This window comes from Erysipelothrix inopinata (assembly GCF_014396165.1).
Classification (GTDB): domain Bacteria; phylum Bacillota_I; class Bacilli_A; order Erysipelotrichales; family Erysipelotrichaceae; genus Erysipelothrix; species Erysipelothrix inopinata.
In genome coordinates this window covers 1997668-2021629 of the sequence record NZ_CP060715.1, presented here as the reverse complement: position 1 = coordinate 2021629, position 23962 = coordinate 1997668, and the positions used below count along the sequence as shown (strand labels likewise).

General features: G+C 38.2%; 2 protein-coding genes. Both read left to right on the top strand.

Features of this window, described 5'->3' with window-relative positions:
* Positions 1 to 169 precede the first annotated feature (169 nt).
* Positions 170 to 16609, top strand: a complete 16440-nt coding sequence (locus H9L01_RS09720) for a cadherin-like beta sandwich domain-containing protein (protein WP_187533755.1) — start codon at positions 170 to 172, stop codon at positions 16607 to 16609.
* On the top strand, positions 16599 to 23960 hold the full coding sequence (locus tag H9L01_RS09715) for a cadherin-like beta sandwich domain-containing protein (RefSeq protein ID WP_187533754.1): 7362 nt from the start codon (positions 16599 to 16601) through the stop codon (positions 23958 to 23960). The genes H9L01_RS09720 and H9L01_RS09715 overlap by 11 nt, the downstream gene beginning before the upstream one ends.
* The last annotated feature ends 2 nt before the right edge of the window (positions 23961 to 23962 follow it).

The following is a 23962-nucleotide window of genomic DNA, read 5'->3' as shown; positions in this document are numbered from 1 at the left end:
ATGGCTAAAATCCACAAGTATTCCACACAAAAACGCTTAATTGTTGTAATATAAGGTCGATATTATTACAGCTTATAATAATTGTGCTTAAGAGGGGAAGATTTACTAAAATGAATATTAAAAAAGTTTCTCGTGCTGGGGGCTCGGACTACTCTTTTTTGTAGTGTTTTTGTCGTCGTATCAGATTTTTGCGAATGATACGAAAACAAAAGTGTCGAGTGAACAACCCGAAGTTCATAACTTCGAGTATACAGGTAAACCTGTCACTTTCAATGTTGAAAAGGACGGACTGTATCTACTAGAGTCTTGGGGTGCTCAAGGAGGATCCTTGGGCGATTATCGCGGAGGTAAAGGGGGCTTTGCTTCCGGAGAAATCTACCTTAAGAAAGGTGAAGAACTGACGATTACTGTCGGTGGTGATGGCGACTACAATGGTGGTCGCGGCTACAATGGTGGTGGTTCTAGCTATAATGGAAGTCAACGTGGTGGTGGTGCCACGGATTTTCGTGTTGGCGGAACTTCGATTTATAACCGTATCTTAGTTGCCGGCGGTGGTGGTGCTGCGGGGAAAACAGGACATGGTGGAGCTGGTGGTGGACTAGAGGGACTCGATGCATCAGGAAACTCTGGATATGGAAAGGGTGCCACTCAAAGTAGTTATGGATATTTTAATGGTGGATTCGCAACTGGTGGCGGTGGGACCTATGATAGTAATAGCTATAATGCGGTTGCCGGCGGTGGCGGTGGTGGCTGGTATGGCGGTGGTGGAAACCGAAATGAGCGTAGCAACAGTTATGGTTACGGTGGAGGCGGTGGTTCTGGATATGTTTTAACTGGAAGCCGTGTTGAGAACGGTATAACCATTGCCCCATCTTACCGACCTGGTAATTATGCTCCAGAGAGTAAGTATGAAATGAATAAAGCGCAATTGTCACATGGAAATGAAAGTTTTTTTGGAATCGATGGCGTACGTGAAATTGGTCATGAATCGCATGGACATGCGCGTATTACATACTATGGTAAAGATAATGAAAATTCGGCGGATATTGACGGCATTCGAATTAATGGAAATATCATTCAAGGATTTGATCCCAAACAATTAGAATATACAATAAAAATCCCTGGAGAATACTCTCAAGAAGATGAAATCACAGTAGACCGACGTCATGTAGATCAGGTTATCGTCGGAACAGGCAAAGTTAATTTTGAATACCATAATTTAGTTCAAAAGATTAATGTCTTTTCTGCAGATGGAAAAACGAGCAAGGTCTATACCTTGAATTTTGAACGAGAACCTAGCAACAAACTTTTCAATCTAAAGGCAGATAATCATACGTTCAAAGATAATATTTCTTTCGATCCAAACGTGAAAAAATATTTTGTCGATAGCTTTTTGGATGAAGAAGTTTCAGTAAGCTATATGACTTTCGATAAGGATGCTGTGGGCTCTGTCGTACGCGAACCACTAAGCGACAATAAGGAACTCATTACTTTAAGCGTCCAAAGGGATGGTATAGATCCCTTTGAATATGAAATCGAAGTTACCAAACATCGAAGTCTTGATTTTGAATTCCAATCAAAGAGTCAAATCTTTATTGCGCCATATGATGGTGAATATAAACTTGAAGCATGGGGAGCGCAAGGAGGTTCTTTAGGTACATATAATGGTGGTAAAGGCGGTTATACTTCTGGACATATTACACTACAAAAAGGTGAAGAAATCACTGTAACAGTCGGAGGCTTTGGCGATTATAATAATGGTCGTGGTTACAATGGTGGTGGATCCAGTTACAATGGAAGCCAACGTGGCGGTGGTGCTACAGATTTTCGCGTTGGTGGAACCGGTATTTATAATCGTATTTTAGTAGCCGGTGGCGGTGGTGCGGCTGGTCAAACAGGTCATGGTGGTGCCGGTGGTGGAACCAACGGTGTCGATGCAACAGGAAACTCTGGATATGGTAAAGGTGCAACCCAAAATAGCTATGGATATTTCAATGGATCTTTTGGAACTGGTGGCGGTGGAACCTATGATAGTAATAGTTATAATTCTGTCGCCGGTGGTGGCGGTGGTGGCTGGTTCGGAGGCGGTGGAAACCGTAATGAACGCAGCAACAGCTATGGCTACGGTGGTGGCGGTGGATCGGGATACGTTTTAACTGGAAAACGTGTTGAGAATGGCATTACCATTCCTCAATCATACCGTCCTGGAAATTATGTACCAAATTCTAAGTATGAAATGAAGAAGGAATATCTTGCAAACGGTAATGAGAGTTTCTTCGGTATTGATGGAACGCGAGAAATTGGACATGCAGAACATGGATATGCTCGAATTACGTATTTTGGTAAAAATACTGAAAATACAGCAGATCTCGATGCGATTCGTATTAATGGAAAAATCATTGAGGGATTCGACCCAAATAAATATGAATATACCATTAAGATTCCAGGAGAACATCGTCAAGAGGATGAAATTACTGTAGATCTTCGTCACTCGGGACAGGTAGTAGCTGGTACTGGGAAAGTAGAATTTGAATATCATAATCAAGTGCAAAAATTAACGGTCTTCTCTGCCGATGGAAAAACAAACAAGGTTTATACCTTGAATTTTGAGCGTGAACCAAGCAACAAACTTTATGATTTAAAAGTAACTAATCATGTATATAAAGATGATGAAGCTTTTGAATTTACTAAAAATGAGTATACAGTTGAAAGTTTTAAGAATGAAAAAGTTGAAGTTGAGTATCAAACGTTTGATATAAATGCAGTGGTTACAACTATATATCAAAAAGATGATAAAGATAATGACATCATTATCGTAAATGTATCAAATGATGGAATTGAAGACAATGAATATAGAATTAAGGTTATTAAGATGAGAAGCATCGACTTTGATTTTAAATCCAAGAGTCAGGTATTTATTGCGCCTTACGATGGTGAATATCAGTTAGAAGCCTGGGGTGCACAAGGAGGTTCTTTAGGTACTTACAATGGTGGTAAAGGCGGTTATACTTCTGGACACATCACACTACAAAAAGGTGAAGAAATCACTGTAACAGTTGGAGGCTTTGGTGATTATAATAATGGTCGTGGTTACAATGGTGGAGGATCCAGCTACAATGGAAGCCAACGTGGTGGCGGGGCAACTGATTTCCGAATTGGCGGCTCGAGTTTATATCATCGTATTTTAGTTGCTGGTGGCGGTGGTGCTGCAGGTCAAACAGGTCATGGTGGTGCCGGTGGTGGAACCAACGGTGTTGATGCATCTGGAAACTCTGGATATGGTAAAGGTGCAACCCAAAATAGCTATGGATATTTCAATGGATCTTTTGGAACTGGTGGCGGTGGAACCTATGATAGTAATAGTTATAATGCTGTCGCCGGTGGTGGCGGTGGTGGCTGGTACGGCGGAGGTGGAAACCGTAACGAACGTAGTAACAGCTATGGCTACGGTGGTGGCGGTGGTTCTGGATACGTTTTAACTGGAAAACGTGTTGAGAATGGTATTACCATTCCGCAATCATACCGACCTGGTAATTATGCTCCTGATAGTAAATATGAGATGACTCAAGCCCAACTTATGCAAGGAAACGAAAGTTTTTTCGGGATTGATGGAATTCGAGAAATTGGTCATGCAGAACATGGATATGCTCGAATTACGTATTTTGGTAAAAATACTGAAAATACAGCAGATCTTGATGCGATTCGTATTAATGGAAAAATTATTGAAGGATTTGATCCAAATAAATATGAATATACGATAGTTATTCCAGGTGATTATCGTCAAGAAGATGAAATCACTGTAGATAGACGTCATTCAGGTCAAGTTATTGCTGGAACTGGAAAAGTAAAAAATAACTACCATAATACGTCGCAAACTATTTCTGTAATCTCTGCTGATAAAAAAGTTAAACAAGATTATAAAATTAACTTCAAGCGAGAAAAAAGTACACAGCTTTATGATTTGAAGGTGGATGAGTATACGAATGCATTCTCTTCGATATTTGATAGTAATAAATATGAATATGACATGAAGTCCTATGTATATGGTGGCTTGAATATTATTGCAACGACTTATGATGAAGATGCGAAAGTAAAGGTAGAAGGTGCTTCAAATGAAGAACTCTTACCTGGAGATAATACAATTCGCGTGACTGTTTCTCGTGAAGGTATTGAAGATTCTGTATATATCATCAAAGCGCATCGACAAAGAGATATGTCATTTGGATACACTCGAAAAATGGAGCAATTCACCGTTCCTTACACGGGAATGTATCGTCTTGAGACATGGGGTGCTCAAGGAGGTCGTGTTGAGTCCGTAAAAGGTGGTAAAGGTGCCTATGCTGCAGGTGATATTTACCTGATGAAGGGCGAAATCTTGAATATCACTGTTGGTGGTGATGGTGAAGTTAATAGTGGTTATAATGGCGGTGGTACAAGTTATAATGGAAGCCAACGAGGCGGTGGTGCTACAGATATTCGTGTCGGTGGTACGAGCGTATATAATCGTATTCTAGTTGCAGCTGGTGGTGGTGCGGCAGGTAAGAGTGGTGCCGGTGCTGACGGTGGTGGCACCGAAGGACAAAATGCATCTGGTAGAAACTATGGAAAAGGTGCAACCCAAAGCAGTGGTGGAGCAAGTAGTGGTGCATTTGGTAACGGTGGATCCGGAACCTATGATAGCAATCAATATCGTGCAACTGCCGGTGGCGGTGGCGGTGGTTGGTATGGCGGTGGTGGAAACCGTAACGAACGCAGTGATTATTATGGTGACGGCGGCGGTGGCGGATCAAGTTATGCATTCACCGATAAATCATACAAACCAACAAATTATGCACCTTCTAATAAGTACCAAATGACGAATACTGTTTTAGGTGCTGGAAGTTTTAGCATGCCAGGCCCTGAGGGATTTACAATTACAGGTAAAGAGGGTGACGGTGCTGTCCGTATTTCAATCCTTAACCTGTATTCATCTGACGCAACATTAAAGTCTTTAGAACTAAGTTCTGGAACCATGGATAAACCGTTCAGTCCGAACCAACATGAATATAATGTTGTTATGGACACCGAACAGTATGAATTAGTCATCAAAGGTGACGTAACGGAACACAATGCGGAGTTGCAATGGGATAAAGATAAAGTCCTTACAATTATGCCAGGAACAACCGTTGTGGAACTTCCAGTCATTGCTCAAGATGGAACCATGGGTATTTATAAACTGAATATCTATCGCGAAGCATCTAAAGATACAAGTCTGAAGAATTTAAGTATTAATGAAAAATCAATCAATAATTTTGACTCGAAAACAATGAATTATGAAATTGAACTTGATTATAAGCAAGATCGAAATGCGCTTATTGATGGGATAAAAAACAAACCAGGTCAAGTCATTGAAGGACTCGGAAATGTTGAGTTTGAAAACAACAAACCGGTTTCAATTCGAATTACATCTGAAACGGGAAATGAATCGGATGCTTATACGATTACTCCGAGAATAGAAGATACAAATCTTCTTAAGTCATTGAAACTCACAGATGTGAATTTTGAGTTTGAACCAGAAACCTTTGATTATGATGTCGATATTCCTATGGGAATGGTTTCCATAAACGTCGATGCTGTGGCATATGACCATGAAGCAACAATTAATGTCAGTGGTAATGGTTATCTTAGACCGGGTAAAAATAAAATAACGGTAACAGTTGATGAACCACATGTAGGAAAACAAGTCTATCTTATCAATGTGAATCGATCGGATTCAGGAGAAGGTAGTGAAGATAAAATTTATGAGTATGTCTATAAAGGCAAGAGTGAAACTTTTGTTGCACCGTATACAGGAAATTACCAACTTGAAGCCTGGGGTGCTGAAGGGGGAAACCGTGGATCACAATCAGGTGGTAAAGGTGGCTATGCAAATGGCCTCGTTCACTTAAAGCAAGGTGAGGAGCTCACAATTAACGTTGGGGGATTTGGTAATTCAATATCCCGAGGTTATAACGGTGGTGGTGCCTCAGCAAGTAATGGTGTCTATGGTGGTGGTGCCTCTGATATTCGTGTCGCAGGTGAAACACTGTACCATCGTATTCTTGTAGCTGGTGGTGGTGGTTCTGTCGGGGCATCCAATAAACAAGGTGGCGCTGGTGGTGGAAACTATGGTCAATCACGATCAGAAAATTATGGTACAGGTGGTCAAGGTGGGTCCCAAACAGCAGCCGGTCTCTTTGGCGAATTTGGTCTTGGAGGTCGCGGTGTTTATGCTAACAATGGTCGTGGTGGCGCCGGTGGTGGTGGCTGGTACGGCGGCGGTGGTGTAAATCCTGACTACTCAGCTGATGATGATCGCGGTGGCGGTGGTGGATCGGGTTACGTATTAACTGAAACCTCCCACAAACCTAAAGGATATACTGTCGATAAGAAATATTATCTCAGTGAAACAGAACTAAAATCTGGGCTTGAAAGAATACCAGGTAAAGACAGTGGTTATACAGTAGGAAACTCAGGAAATGGTTATGTGCGCATTACCGCATTGAGAAAAGCATCTGAAGATAATCACTTATCCAAAATTGAAATCAGTTCTGGTAAACTAACTCCAGAGTTTGATCTTAAACAAACAGAATATACTGTTGATCTGGATGCAGATACGACAGAGCTAAATATCAAAGGTGTTGCTATGGATCCTCATGCAACTATCGTTGGTAATGGTAAATATGATATTCCAGCAGGCAATCAGAAATTTGATTTACTGGTTACTGCAGAAAATGGTGATGTTAAAACTTATACACTTAAAGTTAATCGCCCTGCTTCAAAAGAATCAATGCCGGAAAATATTCTTATTAATGGATTGATTCCTTCACTTTGCTCAGCATCTGATGATTACTGTAAGTTATCACCGAAATTTGATGTTAATCAAGATTTTGGAACTCAGGGTGTTGTCTATAGCATGACAGTTCCATCACGCATTCGTTCGTTAGAATTCTCAGTTATCAAATCTCATGCCTATCAAATTGTGACTGGTGAAGGTGTCATTGAATTACAACCGGGTTACGATAATCATTACTATATTGATGTAATGAGTGAAGATGGCGAGAGCTTCCATGCATACTCCTTTGAAATCAATCGAGATATGACTGGAAATGCGGACTTGGAATCCTTGACGATGTTGAAACCAGAACGAGACTTAGAATTTAATCCTGATATTACTGAATATTATGTATCCGTTCCGCATGAATTCGAGAAAGTATCTGACTTAGATATTCATGCTGAAACCATGGATCCTAATGCAGTCATCGATGTGAAAGCTGAAACAGCAGAGCTCGAGTTAGGTATGAATACCTTGACCTATGAAGTAACTGCAGAAAATGGTCTGGTAAAAAACTACACATTAAATATATATCGCGAAGAAAGTTCGAATGTCTTCTTAAAATCTCTTGAAATTCTTCATAAAGATGAGGCTTTACCATTATCACCAAATTACCAAAAGGTATTAAACGATTATGTTGTGAACGTCGAGAATGAAATTGATGAAGTTGAACTTGTGGGAGTTGTCGATAATGATGCAACATCAGTTGAAGGACTGGGTGTTAAAAAATTAGAAGTCGGATCCAATCAATTCGTCATTAATACCCAAGCTCAAGACGGTACAAAAGGAAGTTATCGCATTCAAATCAATCGTAGCAAATCCAAAAATGCGAAGATCAAATCTCTCTCTATCGGTGGTAAAGAAATGGATCCATTCGATCCAGATGTGTTAAAACAAACATTTGAAGTCGCAGATGATGTGATTAATCCAGATCTTAAGATTGAGTTAGCTAATGAATTAGCAACGTATACAACATCAGGAAATACCGTCAGACTTCGAGGCGGAAAGAATACCATTAATGTTCGTGTTACTGCTGATCACGGAAACGTAAATCAATACGTTTTCACAGTCAATAAAGCAATCTCTGATAACAATGAACTTACAAGTATTACCTCCAATCTCTTTGAAATCGAAGATTTTAATCCGGAAACTTTGGAGTACAATATCACAATTCCTTATACGGAAGAACGATTGAATCTTATAACAGAAACAAAGCATCCACTTACTGAAGTTTCTAAGCACCAAGGGATTGAATTATTAACGGGTGTAAACCGAGTTGAAATTCTAGCAACTGCGGAAAGTGGTCGTATTGAAACGTACAGCGTGAATATAACTATGAAACCCAATGTGGATGCACGATTGAAATCAATCATGACGAAACCTGAAGGTACAATGGAACCTGAGTTTAATCCTGATACCTATAAATACACACTCAATGTAAACAATGAGATTGATATGATTGAGTTTGTAACAGAACCAATGATTCAATCTACGGTAATGAGCGGTAATGGAAAGCATGAACTTAAACTTGGTTCGAATAGCATCGAGATTAAAACACGTGCTGAAGATGGGACACCAGCAACCTACACTATTGAGGTTGTTCGTGACCAATCAAGCAATACGGATTTAAAAACGTTGTATGTTCATGAAGGAGCATTACATCGTGAGTTTAAGTCAGATGTTATCGAATATTCCTTACTGGTGCCTCAAGGAACAAGTAAACTTACGGTAGAAGCATTGCCAGTCAATCCTAAGTCAAAAATTCAAATACTTGATAATGTCCTTAACCCAGGTAAAAACCGTGTCATCGTAAGAGTTGATTCGGAAGGCTTATCAGCACATAAAGATTACGCCTTGAATGTAACAGTTCAAGAAAAGGCATCTGAAAACATTGGTTTGAAGTCTTTAAAAACTTCTTCGGGTACTTTTAAACCGGAATTCGATTCTAAGCAACAATTCTACCGAACGACGGTAGAAAATGATGTGACCAAAATAGATGTAAGTGGTGAAGCTATCACAAGCCAAACTGAAATCAAAGGCTTAGGAAGTTATCCTTTGCAAGTGGGAGAAAACTTAATTAAAGTTAGAACCCGTGCCAAGAATAACATTATTATGGATTATCAAATTGTAGTGACTCGTAAACCATCAAGTGATGCGTCTCTAGCAGGTCTTTATGTCAATGGACTGCTTGATAAGGGAATTCAATTTGATAAAAACGTCTCAACCTATTCTGGAAAGACGGATCGAAGAGCACTGAGTGTCTCTGCTTCCCCATACCATCCAAAGGCAACTTATGAAGTATTAGGAAATCATGATTTTGTTACGGGAACTAAAAACGTTGTAATCGTACGGGTGACTGCAGAAGATCGTCAAACAACTAAGGACTACACAATAACAGTAGATAAGGTTCCATCAAAAAATGCTAACCTCTCTCATTTATCAATAAGTGGTGTTCGCTTTGAACCAACTTTTGTATCAAATAAGACAGTATATAAAGCGTCGGCACCCTTTGAACTTCACTCTGTAAACGTGTCAGCGAAAGCAGAAGATGACGATGCAGTGGTAAACTATCCAAAAACAGTACCCCTTAAAGTAGGCGATAACTTTATTGATGTTGAAGTTGTAAGTGAAGCTTCAACAAGTAAAGTCTATACGGTTGTTGTTAACCGTGAAGGTTCTGATAACACAAACCTTAAAGAATTGTCCGTTGATGGAAACCAATTTGAAACCTTTAAAAATGATCAAACAAGTTATGAATTAAACTTGGATTATTCTCATGAAACCATTCAATTTGATGGAATCTTAGAAGATAAAAATGCTACCCTCACAGGAATTGGTACTCATGAACTTAAGGTGGGCCGCAATCAATTCAATATCAACGTTACAGCAGAAAATGGAACGGTTAAAACGTTCACATTTATTGTGAATCGTGCACCGATTAATTCTGCAAAACTCAAAAACTTAAAAGTTGATAACTATCCATTTGATGAAGGATTTAGCTCAGATGTCAACGAGTACTTTATCAATGTTGATAATGAAGTTACGACATTACAAATGGAAATTGAAAAAATAGATCCCAATGCTACCTATAAAGTTACTGGAAATCAAAATCTTGAAGTAGGGGATAACACGATAACTATCGAGGTTACTTCTAACGAGAAAGATCTCCAAGAAACCTATACGATTCATGCTTATCGTCAAATTTACGCAAATAACTATTTAGAGTATCTGGCTGTGAATAAGAATAAGTTGACACCAAGCTTTTACAAGGGAACACTTGTTTATAACGTAGATTTAACACCTGAAGAAAGTACCTTGAAACTTGATGGAGAAGCAACATTAACTTCATCTAAAGTTGAGGGACTGGGTAATTATGATATTCCTTATGGGGAAACACATATTAAAATTCCCGTTACTTCAAAAACAGGTATCACGAGAACTTACCATGTGTTTGTAAACAGAAGTCGATCTCATGAGAATTACTTGCAGGATTTAAGTGTCAAATTAAAAGGGGATGTGCTTCAAATGAAACCCGCCTTTGATCCTAAAATTCAAGAGTATACACTTGTGAATCCAGTTCCAATCGGAACTGAGAGTGTCGATATAGGAGTCAAGAGTCTTGCCACAACAATATCTGGTAGTGGCCAGAAAAAAATTAAAGTAGGAGACAACAAACTTGAAGTCGTGGTAACCAGTGATTCGGGTCGAGATCGTGTTTACACCATCAACCTCACACGTCCTGCTTCAGATAATAATGCTCTTACAAACATCAAGCCAAGCAATGGTGCTCTGACACCAAACTTCATTTATACGGAAGATACGTATCAACTCAATACGGAAAGTGTTACCAATACATTATCATTTGATGTCAGCACCGAAGATCGTAATGCGAGAATTACGGGACATGAACGAAAATTACTCCCAACAGGGGAAAGCGTACGTGTGATTAAAGTAACGGCTGAAAATGGTGATGTAAAAGAATATACAATCAACATTGGGCGTGCTAAGACTGACGAAACGCGTCTATCAAATCTCAGTGTTAAAGGGTATAAACTTCAGGAACCATTCCAAGAGGATGTCTTCACGTATCACTTGAAAGTTCCAAACTCAAAAACAAACTTGAAGAGTGATGAAGTGATTTTTGATCTTGTTGATAAGCATGCAACTGTTGAGAAAACAGGCGTCCTAGAATTGAAAACTGCGCAAGAAAATATATATGAAATAAGAGTTCGAGCAGTAGACGGTTATACGATGCAAACGTACCGTATTATAGTGGAACGTGAAGTCGGTGATAACTCGAAACTAAAAAATATCGAATTTGAATCGGGAACACTCGATAAGAACTTTAATCCTAACGTTACTGACTACACGTTAGAGTTGACGGATGATAACCAAACATTTGATAAGTCATTCATCAAGAAAATTGCAGCTACTGATCCTAACGCAACAATTATTTACGAAACAGAAGAACCCATAACATTAGAAGCGAATGTGTTAAAACCATTCGTCATTACAGTTCACAGTGAGAATGGTAAATCGAAGACCTCGTACACATTCAATGTAACGTATAAACGTTCTAAGAATAACGCACTCTCGGGAATTCAAATAGAGGGAAGTATCTTCAAACAACCTTTCGATCCGAATGTAACTGAATATGAAGTTGGGCTTCTTGAAGATACAAAATCAGTTGTAATTCGCGCGTTTACTCAAGATCCAAAAGCCAAGATACTCTCTACACTTGGAGATAAAGAACTACTGGGTGATTCGACACGAGTCGCAATCCAAGTTCAGTCAGAGAGTGGCGATATCCGCGAATACGTTCTCATTCTAAAACGCAACTTATCCAATACTCTAGATTTAAAAAATATTGAAGTTACGGATGCACAGAATGCAGGCGTTGATCCTACCTACAACAATCAATTGACACAATATCGTACCAGTGTTGCCCGTGAAGTCGATCGTGTCGGTATTATAGTTACGAAAGGCCATCCATCACAAACAATTAATGTTTATGATAAGTACAACAACCCTCAAGATATAAGTAAGTTAAGTCTTAAATACGGAAACAATGATTTCCGAATTGAGACTGTAACACCTTTCGGTTTAACAAAAGATCGTATGATCACCATTCATCGTAATGGGAATGATGATACCAGCCTTAAATCTTTAGAAATTCTTAATACACGAAAACCTTTTGAATTTGAAGAAGGTAAATACGAGTATCATGTTGAAATTGAAACAGATACACAAGCTCTTGATATTAAGGCTGTTGCTCAAGATCCGAAAGCTCAAGTAGAGATCATTAATAATGAACATCTCAGCGAAGGTAACAACGATGTCATTGTTCGCGTTCGTGCTGAAAATGGTCGAACTCAAGATACGATTCTTCATGTTCTTAAAGAACCGCGTCACAACAGCTACCTTCAAGGTATTACTGTGAGTGAGAACGGTAAAGTTATCAGCCAAGGTGAAAACTTCTCACCACGCTTTAAACGTTCGTTGAAAGACTACTCTGTTGAAGTAGGTGGCAATACTGATATCGTATTGGTAGAAGGAACACCGCAAGTTAATACAACACTTGTTCAAGGTGTTGCAGGCAATGCTACAGCCAATAAAGTTGAAAATGGTGTTGAAGTTAAACTGAAATCTGGAAACAATCCAGTAACACTCTTATCGACAGAACCTGAAGAAGGAAATGTATCAATCTATAACGTCAATATCGTTCGCTCCATGTCGAGTGATGCGACCTTGGCAGGATTAATTCCATTCTCAATTCAAGAAGAAGGTCTAAAAGATCTTCAATTTGAAGAAGGTGACTTTAGCCAAGATCGTCTCTACTACACGTTAAATCTTGATGAGAATGCCCAAGGTGTTGAATTTAAAGCCACACCGACATCACCCAATGCACGGGTCATGATTCGTGGTAATGAGCCGTTATTAAATGGTAAGAACCATGTAACTATTAGCGTAACCAGTGAGGACAGAACGAAGACAAAAACATACTTTGTTGAGGTAAACAAGAAACTCTCTGGTGAAAATGGTTTAGACAGTCTCAAAGTAATGCATGATGATATCACAAAATCATTTGATTTAGAAACAGAAGAAGCATTCAGATATAACGTTAATTCTGCGACAGACATGGTTCGCATTGAAGCGAAGGCACATGATGCCCTTGCTAAGATTAAAGGTAACGGTGACTATGCCCTAGATTATGGCGAAAACAAGTTCATGATTTCAGTTGAAGCACAAAATGGTGATACTAAAGAATACCCACTCGTTATTGTGCGTGAGTATGACAACCGACTTCAATCGATTAAATTAAGTCATGGTACATTGGATCCTGTCTTTAAGATGGATACCTTAGAATATGTCGTTTGGGTACCTCAGGATGTTGAGAGAGTGATGGTTGAAGGAATCGCCTTAAATAGACCGATTGCTCAAGTCAGTGGCGGCGGTTGGAAGTCACTTGAAATTGGTGATAACCACATACCATTGACAGTCTCTTCACCGGATGGATCACAATCGGTTTACAATGTAAAAGTTGTGCGATCCGCTTCCTTTAATAACTACTTAGAAATATTAGAAATTAGTGAAGGATTGGTATCACCAACATTCGTGAAAGATCATCATGATTATGAAACATTCATCTCAGATGAACATCAATCTGTAACACTAACCCTTAAACCAGAGGATCCTAAAGCAACCGTAAAAATTATTAGCCACGATGCTGAAAAGGATGGCGATGGAAACTATATTATTAAGAATCTAAACAGAGGAACAAATAAAGTTGAAATTCGTGTTGAGGCTGAAAATAAAGAAACACGTGACTATACACTGAAAATTGTGAAACAAGATGCGTCACTCTTTAGTAACCGATTGAGTTCCTTGACGGTTACACCAAGTAAAACAATGTCCCCAACCTTCAAACCTAACACCAATCGTTATGTTGTGAATGTTGATATGGAAACGACAGAGGTTACGATCGATGCTGTCAAGGAAAGTAGCGATGCGACCATCCTTTCAGGAGTGGGAACCTTTGAAGTCAAACCAGGACGTAATAGTTTCAAAATTGTAGTCCAGAGTAAAGATGGTGTCTTAAGAATCTATGAAGTGATTATTAACCAAGCACTCTCTGGTGATGCTAGTCTTCAAGACTTAAGGTTTAAAGAAGGTTCCTTATCGCCACTCTTTATGAAAACGCGTAAAGAGTATGCACTCTATGTACCTAAAGGGGTAGAGTACCTAACACCAGAAATTAAAGCGTCTTCGAAACAAACAACGTGGACTGTATCTGGAAATGGTATCGATGAACCGATGAAAGATGACAACAATCGCGTAAAAATTGTGACTCAATCTGCGAATGGTAAAAACTCGGAGACATACATTGTGAATGTCTATCACTCTTCACAACAAAGTATTTACTTAGAATCTCTTACAAGTAATACGGGAATCTTTGTTGAACCATTTGATAAAACGAATGGTGGTCCTTATACCTTGAAATTACCTGCTGATGTTAAACGAGTCTTGTTGACTGCAAAACCGGAAGATGAGTCGGCTGTGAAATCAATTGAGGGAGCAGGAATCATTGATCTGGAAGGAATTCAAAGTAAAACCGTGCCAATTGTGGTAACCGGTAAAAATGATGCCACGATGACTTATGTCGTCAAGATTCAAAAGGATACATCGGCCAGTGCGATGTTGGCACATCTTATGATTCATCCTGGAAAGTTAGAGCCACAGTTTACGCCACTTCGTTCAGCTTATACAGCTGCTGTACCGCATGAACAAGAGCGTGTCGAAATTGCTGCGAGAGCTATGGACGAAACAGCACTCATTACGGGTGATGGTGTGCATGATCTTGAAATTGGACTGAATGAGTTTGATGTTGTGGTAACCAGCCGATTCGGAGAAATTGCTGTCTATGACGTAGATGTCACTCGTGACTCGGTACAAAGTTCAAAAGCAACATCAATACGATTTAAAGAAGCAATGATTGAAAATCCACGCTTTGATAAAGATATTGAAGCCTACACATTATCAGTGCCGTATGAAGTAACCGATCTAACGGTGGATGAAATCATACTTGAAGATCCAATTAATGCTACCTACGAAATTAAAGGAAATAAAAACTTGAAAGTTGGAACGAATACTGTTCAAGTTGTGGTTCACAGTAAGCACGATATTCCTGATACAATCTATGAATTTACCGTTACACGTCAAATCTTTAGTAGTAACTACCTCAAAGACTTGATAACAAATCAAGGTCATGTCTCTCCAAGTTTTGATAAATATCACAATAACTACGAGATTGAAGTGCCTTATGAGGTTACAGATATTGATGTAATCGCAACACCTGAAGATGCGAAATCACAAATTCGTGGAACAGGAACGGTTCGTGATCTTAAAGTAGGCGTGAATGAACATCGTATTGTCGTAACATCGTTTGAAAATGTTGAACGAAGTTATATTGTTAGAATCACACGTTTACCTAATGATAATCATTCTCTTGAAAGTCTTGAAGTTATTGGTGGTACCCTTGAGAAAACATTTGATCCAAGTGATCTTGGTCCTTACATTGTCAATACGATTGAAGGTCAAGAAAACGTTGAATTCAAGGTAACCATTCCTGATGGAAGTCAGGTTAAGGGAGATGGTGTTGTCGCAATCCAACCTGGAAAAAATACACATCAAATTGAAGTAACGAGTGAATCAGGGAAAACAAATATCTACACGTTTGAAATTATGAGACCAAGTGCAACAAGTGCTAAAATCCTGGATATCATTCCAAGTGCAGGCACCCTAACGCCTAAGTTTGATCAAAGTATCAAAGAGTATACGATGGAAGTCGAAGATCGTGTAAGTGAAATTGAATTTGAAGTACTGACAGATAGTAAGAATGCACTGATATCAGGGCATACTATGGAAGATCTTCAATATGGTGAGAATAAGCGAATCATTACTGTAAGTTCTGAGGACCATAAGACTCAAGAAACCATCACAATTCACATAACACGAAATCGAGAAATACATGCATTGCATCTTGAACAATCAAATATCTTGATGAGTGTGGATGAAGTGAAACAATTAGCGGTTCGTATTGAACCAGAAAATGCAACCAACAAAGAAATTACGTGGTCAAGCAGTAATCCAGATGTTGTGACAGTTGATGCCGCCGGTAACCTTAAAGCTATAAAACCAGGTGGTGCAATGGTTACTGTCTCAAGTGTTCAAAATCCAAATGTTAAAGCACAGATTGGTGTTACGGTTATGAACCTTACACTAACCAGCGAAACATTAGATATTAAACGATTGGATGATGGATTGGCTCATGAAGATGTTGGTGATTATGTTGTCGGTGGCGAACCACAAACCGATATCGCAACATACAAGTCATACTTTATCAATGAAGAAACAAGTCTCTTTATATTTGATAAAGAATCGCAAACTATCGAAGATAATTCCCGATATGTCGGAACTTCGATGCGTATTAAACTTATCGTTAATGATGTGACTTACGATGAGTTACAAATAGCAATAAAAGGTGATCTCAACGGTGATGGTGAAGTTGACGTCTTGGACGAAGGATTAAGTTCTAACGCCATTACCCAAACTTACACGATGACACCGATTGAAAAGATTGCTGCAGATGTTAACGAAGATACTGAAGTTGACGTCTTGGATCAAGGATTTATCTTGAACTTTATCTTGAAAGTCCTTGATTCATTGAATGGAATAGGAGCAACACATGAAAAATAAATTAATAACATTAATGCTTGTCGCAATTCTTGTCACAACTATTCCAAATTATGATGTCTTTGCTGCTACGAATAATATCGTTCGTTTTAAAGCTTATGACGAATCTGAATATACGTATGAAGATATCGCAGACTCTCCGAAGCTTGCTTCGGGGTCTGTGGTGAAACCGGGAGATGTGTTCCGATTGGATGTTGATTTTGAATCCAACGGAACGCATAATATCTCGATGTTTCAATATGAAATCTATTATGATAAGACACTTCTTGAAGTTGTAGAAGTGGATGATCAAGATTTAATTTATCCTAAAGATGATGAGGGTGGTGTGTTTCCGACTGTTAAAAAAGGTCGAGATCGCGTACATGTATGGACGATTAACCACAATATTGTTGATGATTTAATTATCTACACGGGACAAACTGTTGCGAAGCCAGAATATGCTTTGAGTGCATCAGGTCCAATGATGGTCATGTATTTCCGTGTTAAAGCCGATGCAACACCAGGCAAAGAAATTAAGTTTAGATACAACAAGTTAGTTGTTGCCGATAACATGTCGAATACTAAAGTAACACCTATCGAAGCGGATACTTCCTTTAAGCTCAACGTTGCAAAAGAAGCAGGACAACCTGCTCCAACGCTAAACGGTGTGTCACTTAAAGCGGATGTACTTGGTAACAGTGCCGATGGTCATGACTACCTTGGGTCCCAGTTTGATGAGAAAATACTTGAGTATCCGGAAATTGTAGTCCCTCACACGGTTACGAAAATTAAAGAAGATATCGTATTGAGTCACCCAGATGACAATGCCAGTTTCAAATTTGGAAAAGAAAAAGGAAGTAGTACAGACCGATCCTTAGAAGTCGGTGATAATACTTTCTTAGGTATTTATGCGTACCAAGGTGAAACACTTGGTATCTATCGCTTTAATGTAAAACGTTTGGATGTGAAAACATCGTTGGATTTAATTGCTCAATATGAAGGAGAAAACGATAAGTTCGTTGTTTACTCAAGTGCAAATCCACCAGCAAACGGTATTGTGAAAACACAGGGAAGTGTTGATAGTCTTGAATTGTTTGCTACAGCACCAACCAATGAAATTAGTTATGTGTCAAATGGTGTCATTGAAGGTTCTAAACTGACATTAAATCCCACTGCAAATACAGATTTGGATGTTACTGTAAAAAGTGAATCAGGATTAAAAAAATATGAAACACTATTTGGAAATGATGATCCTTCAATTGTAAAGGAAGCCCTTTATAAAATGACATTTGTTCGTGGATCAAAGGACACAAGCCTTAAACAACTCAAAGTTGGCGATACGCTTGTAGACTTGAAGAAAGACGAACGTAACTATGATGTAGAAATTGATCGTGATACGAAACTTTCTCACATCTTGATGCAAATGCAATACGATGAAGCACGTGTTCATCGTGTAACATTAAATAAGAAAGATTTAACCAATCTTCAAAGCAACAATACTTTTGAATCAGAATTGAATTTGATTGAGGGAAATAACATCGTTGAAATCGAAACTCGAGCAGAAGATGGCACCAAGGATACATATCGTATTACGTTAAAACGTAAACAAAATGATGATGCTACCTTACAAGAGTTATCGGTTACTTTGGACGGAAAACCAATTAACATTGCGTTTAATCCTGAAACCTTGAATTATGATTTAGGAGAGATTGAATTTAAGGAAAATACAAAAATTAAAATCAATGCAAGTGTTGACCCGAAAAGTGGCGCGAAAATAGAAAATGATTCCGTGCTAACAGAACAAACACTAACGAGTGGGAACCATGATTTTCCAATTCAAATCGTATCGGAAAGTGGTAAGAAACAAACTTATATTCTGACTGTTACGATGAAGGGAAATAGTAGTTCAGAGCTAACGGATGGAGAGGGTAATGGTACCAATCCTTTTAAACCCAAAGATCCAACACAGATAGATGATATTAAATCAGATCCAAAAGATGGTGATGGTAATCCTATAGATCCCAATGGACAAGGTGATGACATTGCGAAAGATAGTGACAAAGATAAAGATGGTGACTTTGTATACCGTTATACCGTTAAGGTCCCAAACTCTAAAAAGACATTTAGTCTTGATGACTTAACGTTTACATTGCCAGCTAATGCAAGTATTGAGGCTGATGAACCCCTTGATCTTGTAACAGGGTCGAAAAATACATATCAATTTATCGTATCACCTGAAGATATGAAGCAACCTAAATCTAAATACATTTTAACGATTGTGAGAGCTTATGATTCAAATGCTCAATTGCTAGAATTAAAAGCATCACAAGGTAACTTTAACAAATCATTTAATCCTGATACTTATGAATACGTTCTTACCGTAGATAGTAATGTGAAAGATGTTATCTTGAGTGGTCGTGCAAGCGAGTTTGCAACTATCAATCAAACCATGCCAATGGAAGTAACTTTAGACTCGCAGTCAAAAGAAGTTAAGATTGATGTGGTTGCAGAAAATAAAGTAACCAAGCAAACATATACGATTAAGATTGAGAAAAAACCATCTGAAATAAACACGCTTTCTGTCATTAAGTTGGATGGGAAAGATATTACATCAGAGTTCGTTAATAATATTTATACTTCTGAAACATCGCTAAGTAATGATGTTGAGGTTGTCGAAATTGAAATTGAAAAAACAGATGTGAATGCTACCGTAAGCTTTGATGGTCAATTACTTACAACAAACAAGGTGAGTGTTCCTGTCAAAAAAGGTAAGAATACCATTAGTTTTGTAGTTACCTCACAAACAGGATCAACACGTGTTTATACGTTGAATGTGATGAAAGATTCAAGTGCCAATGCAGACCTCGCACTCTTAAGTGTTGAGGGAACACCAGTACCTGGATTCTCTAGCGATACGTTGTCATATACACTTGATCCCATTGCATCTGACACGTCATCTTTAAACATTGAAGCAAAAACTTTAGATGCAAATGCAACAGTTACCATTAATGGCAACCAAAATCTTAAAGCAGGACAAAACAAAATAGAAATCACAGTTACTGCAGAAGATAATAAAACAAAAAAAGTTTATGAAATACATGTAGAACGACTTACGAAGTATGAAGATAAAGATATTGAGATTAAAGATCCAGTAATCTCTATCGATAAGGATACGGAGATTTCAAATCCGGAACCCAATCATTATTACTACGTAGCATATGTTCCGCGTAATCTTAAAGAATTTACAGACAAACATGTACACTTAAGTGATGCGAAACTTGAAGAAGGATATCAAATTTCTAAATTCTACAAGAATCCTTTACCTCTAAGTGATACCGAGAAAAATGAATTCAAATTTGATTTGAGCACTCAAAGTAACGAACATGTCGCAACCATCCACATTGATGTTCGTAAAGAAGCAGAAGTGCTTCCAACATTAAAAGGTATTTCATTGAATGGTAAAAATGTTTCAGAATATAAAGGGGAATCTTCATTTGAAATAAATGTGGATCCTTACCTAAAAGATAAAAATCCAAAGTTTGATTTAGGTCTCGTCCTTGATGATGGCATTGAGATTATTGAATCAGTATCTCAAAAAGTCGATATGACGGGGAAACAAACTTTAGTGAAGACAATCGTATTGACAGATTCAAAGACAGCAAAAACAAATCTTTATGAATTCACCTTTACACGAAGTCTCTCTGATGATGCACGTCTTCAAGATATGAAAATAACCTACAAAGATAAAGATGGAAACATCAAACCATTAGCATTAAACCATGGTATTGATGAAGAACCGTTTGATCTCTTTGAAATTGAACATGTACCTAGTGATGTGGAAGAAATTATGATTGACGTGACTCCAAAAGATGCACTCGCTCATGTCATTAAAGGTCAGGAATCATTTAAAGTAAGACCGGGTAAAAATGTATTCACGGTTCGTGTTCAACCTGAAGATGCTTCCGCACCGGCTCAGGTTTATCAGATTCTTGTGAATAAAGATATTGAACTTACATCCTTGAAACTTGGAACACAAGATATTGATGTTGCATCTGGAAAATATGATGCTCAAACAAATACGATGACATACCAACTTAAGGATAGCCTGGATGCTAATTCAACCATTCAAAATCTTAAAGCAGTTGCGAATGACAGTTCAGTCAAATGGCAAGGACAAGTTAATAAAGACTTGGAATTGAAACCAGGCAAGAATACATTTAATTTTACGGCTTTAGCTTATGATGGCGAAGCTAAAGTAAACTATGTCTTGGAAGTGAGTCGCGAAGCATCCCATGATGCAACCTTAAAATCATTAAGTTTAAAAAATAAAGAATTGAAACTGACACCAGAATTTAAATCCGATGTCATGTCCTATGTTGTGGAAGTACCTCAAAACATTGATACTTGGGGTTCGGGTGATGTTATTGCTGAAGCAAATCATACGAAAACTAATATCTTTATGGATAGTGCTACCATAATAAAAAATGCTGGCGATACAATTTACCGTATAAAAACGGAGTCAGAGTCAAAAGAAACTCTAACTTATGAACTTATATTACGTAAGGTTGGGTATAACTATTTGAGTGATCTACACATTGGACAAAACCAAGGTATGTTATCACCAATGTTTAACCCAGAGATTCAGGAGTATGAAGCTACATTATTCCCAGGCGTTGAAAACTTTAGAGTTTATTATACCTTGGATGATAAATACGAAGCTCGTATTCTTAATCCAGAAGCTTTAGAAAATATCGAAGTCTCTTCCTTACCGCGTACGATTGAGGTAAAAGTAGAGGCCAAAAACGGTGAAATCAGAACTTACTCAATTCATGCTAAAGCAGGATTGTCGACACGTTTATCTGCATTAAATCCTGATAAAGGGGACCTAACACCAACTTTCAATAGTAGTACTCTAGAATACGAACTTAAAGTCTTGGAAAAAGATTTAAGTATTAGTTTTGATCCGAAAACAGAAGATCCAAATGCTAAAATCCTAGGTACCTTTGAAAACGTACCACTTTTACCAAATACAACGAATATAAATATGGTTGTAACCAATGGTAACTACCAGTCTGTGTACACCGTTCGTGTGGTGAAAGAAAAAGATAAAACGGCGATAGATTCTATTACTGTAAAACAAGATGGACACTCATGGCCAGGAACTTGGAATGAAGAAACACAGCAATATGAAGTAAGTGTTCCAAGTGATACCAATTTGAACACATTGCTCATCGATGCGAAACTTGCTGATAAAGAAAGTAAGTTTAAAGTGAATGATCCTAAGATAGAAGAAGATAAAGTAACGTATGTCGTGACTGTCACAACGAAAGATGGTCAAGAGAAAAACTACGAGTTCGTAGTTAACCGTGAAGCATCTGACAACAACTATCTGAAATCAATTCATATTAATCATGAGGCACTCTTAGGATTTGAGAAAACGATTCAAGAATATCAGTATGAAAACCGAGAAACAAAACTTGATGTTGTCGCAATTTCAGAACATGAAAAAGCAACTGTCGAAATTATCTATCCTAAAGAAAGTGATGAAAAGAAAGTTGTCACGATTCATGTTACCTCACAAAGCAAACAAGTAAGGACATACCAAATTGAAGTACAAGAAAAACAGGATGAATCAGTTCTACTCCAGAAATTAAGTGTTAAAGAAGGAAATATAAATCCGAAATTCAATCCACTTCAAAATGACTACTATCTCACGATTCCTTACGAATTGGATGCAATAACACCAATTTACGAATCAAACGATGATGCTACTGTTGAAATCAAGAATCAAAATAACATCCCAGTCGGAAGTGATCATGTTGTGGAAGTTAGTGTGAATACCAAACGAAATCAAACAAATACGTATCGTATTCATGTAACTCGTACGGCACAATCAAACAATGTTTTAGAAAAATTAACTGTAGAAGGTGAGAACCATGGGAACTATAAACTAACACCGGAGTTCAATCCTAAGACAAACGTCTTCGTTGTAGACGTGGTTGATGACCATGCATTTGAGATTGAAGCCACTGCTTCTGAATCGATGAAGGTTAGTGGCACCGGAAATATTACCGTTACGGACTTCCCTTACAACCATGAAGTTAGAGTTGTAGGTGAAAATAATATTCCTCGAATCTATACGATTCAATTTAATCAGAAACCTTCATCAGAAAAAGGATTGCAAAATCTATGGACTGACAAAGGTCATCTCGATCCTGTGTTCTCGGCTGATAAAACAGCCTACAACATTGATGTCGATGCTGATGTGAAAACAATCGAAGTCTTTGCAACAGCAATTGATGCTAAACAAAAAGTATCCAATCTTGGAATCCATGCACTTCAACCAGGAAGAAATACTTTAGAAATTGAAAGTATCGCAGAGGATGGATCAAAACGTGTGTATACACTCTTTGTAAACCGTGCTCACAGTAATACTTTTGGGTTGGATTCTTTAAAAGTTAGTGAGGGGGAATTATCACCATCCTTCGATAAAGAAATCAAAACCTATTATGTCAATGTAGATGAAGCAATCTCATCCATTGATATTTCAGCGATGACTAATAATCAGGATGCGAAAATTACGGGGACAGGCAGTCATAAGCTTGAGCTGGGTAGCAATACTTTCCCTGTTAAAGTGACCCGAAACCGTAATGAAGAAGCAACCTATTATGTCATTGTTAATCGTGGTGATGTTAAGAGTAATGCCTTAGCACATCTCGATTTGAAGGATATCGCGTTAAACCCTTCATTTAAGAAAGATGTCTTAGCTTATACAGCAGATGTTCACCAAAAAGACAAACTGAGATTAAATGTTAATGCCATACCAGAAGATCCGCAAGCTAAGGTAACAATCGATGCACCGGAACTTAAGGTTGGAAAAAACACAATTACAATTACCGTAACACGTGAAGACATGGAAGCTAGAAAATATACGGTTGAAATCAATGTGAAAGAACTAAAACTTGAATCAGAAATTCATGTTATTGGTGATGTCTACATTGAGACAATCCATGAGAAGCAAACCGTACTTGACGTGAAGAATCAAATGTTAAATGAGAATGAAACACTGGCAATATATCGTGAAGGACGTGTCCTTGAAGACCAAGAACTCGTTGGAACCGGTGCAATCATTAAATTGATTGTAGAAGGTGTTGAGTATGATGAAAAAACATTGATTGTAAAAGGTGATGTAAACGGAGATGGTCGCATTGGGGTTGCTGACGTCGTAAATCTTAGAACCTATATACTAGGTGGAACACTAAATGATGCTCAGAAGGTTGCAGCGGATACTAACCATGATAAAAAAGTTGGGGTTGCAGACCTTATCTTAATACGAAGTCATATTCTAGGAAGTAAAAATCTATTTGAAAAATAGAT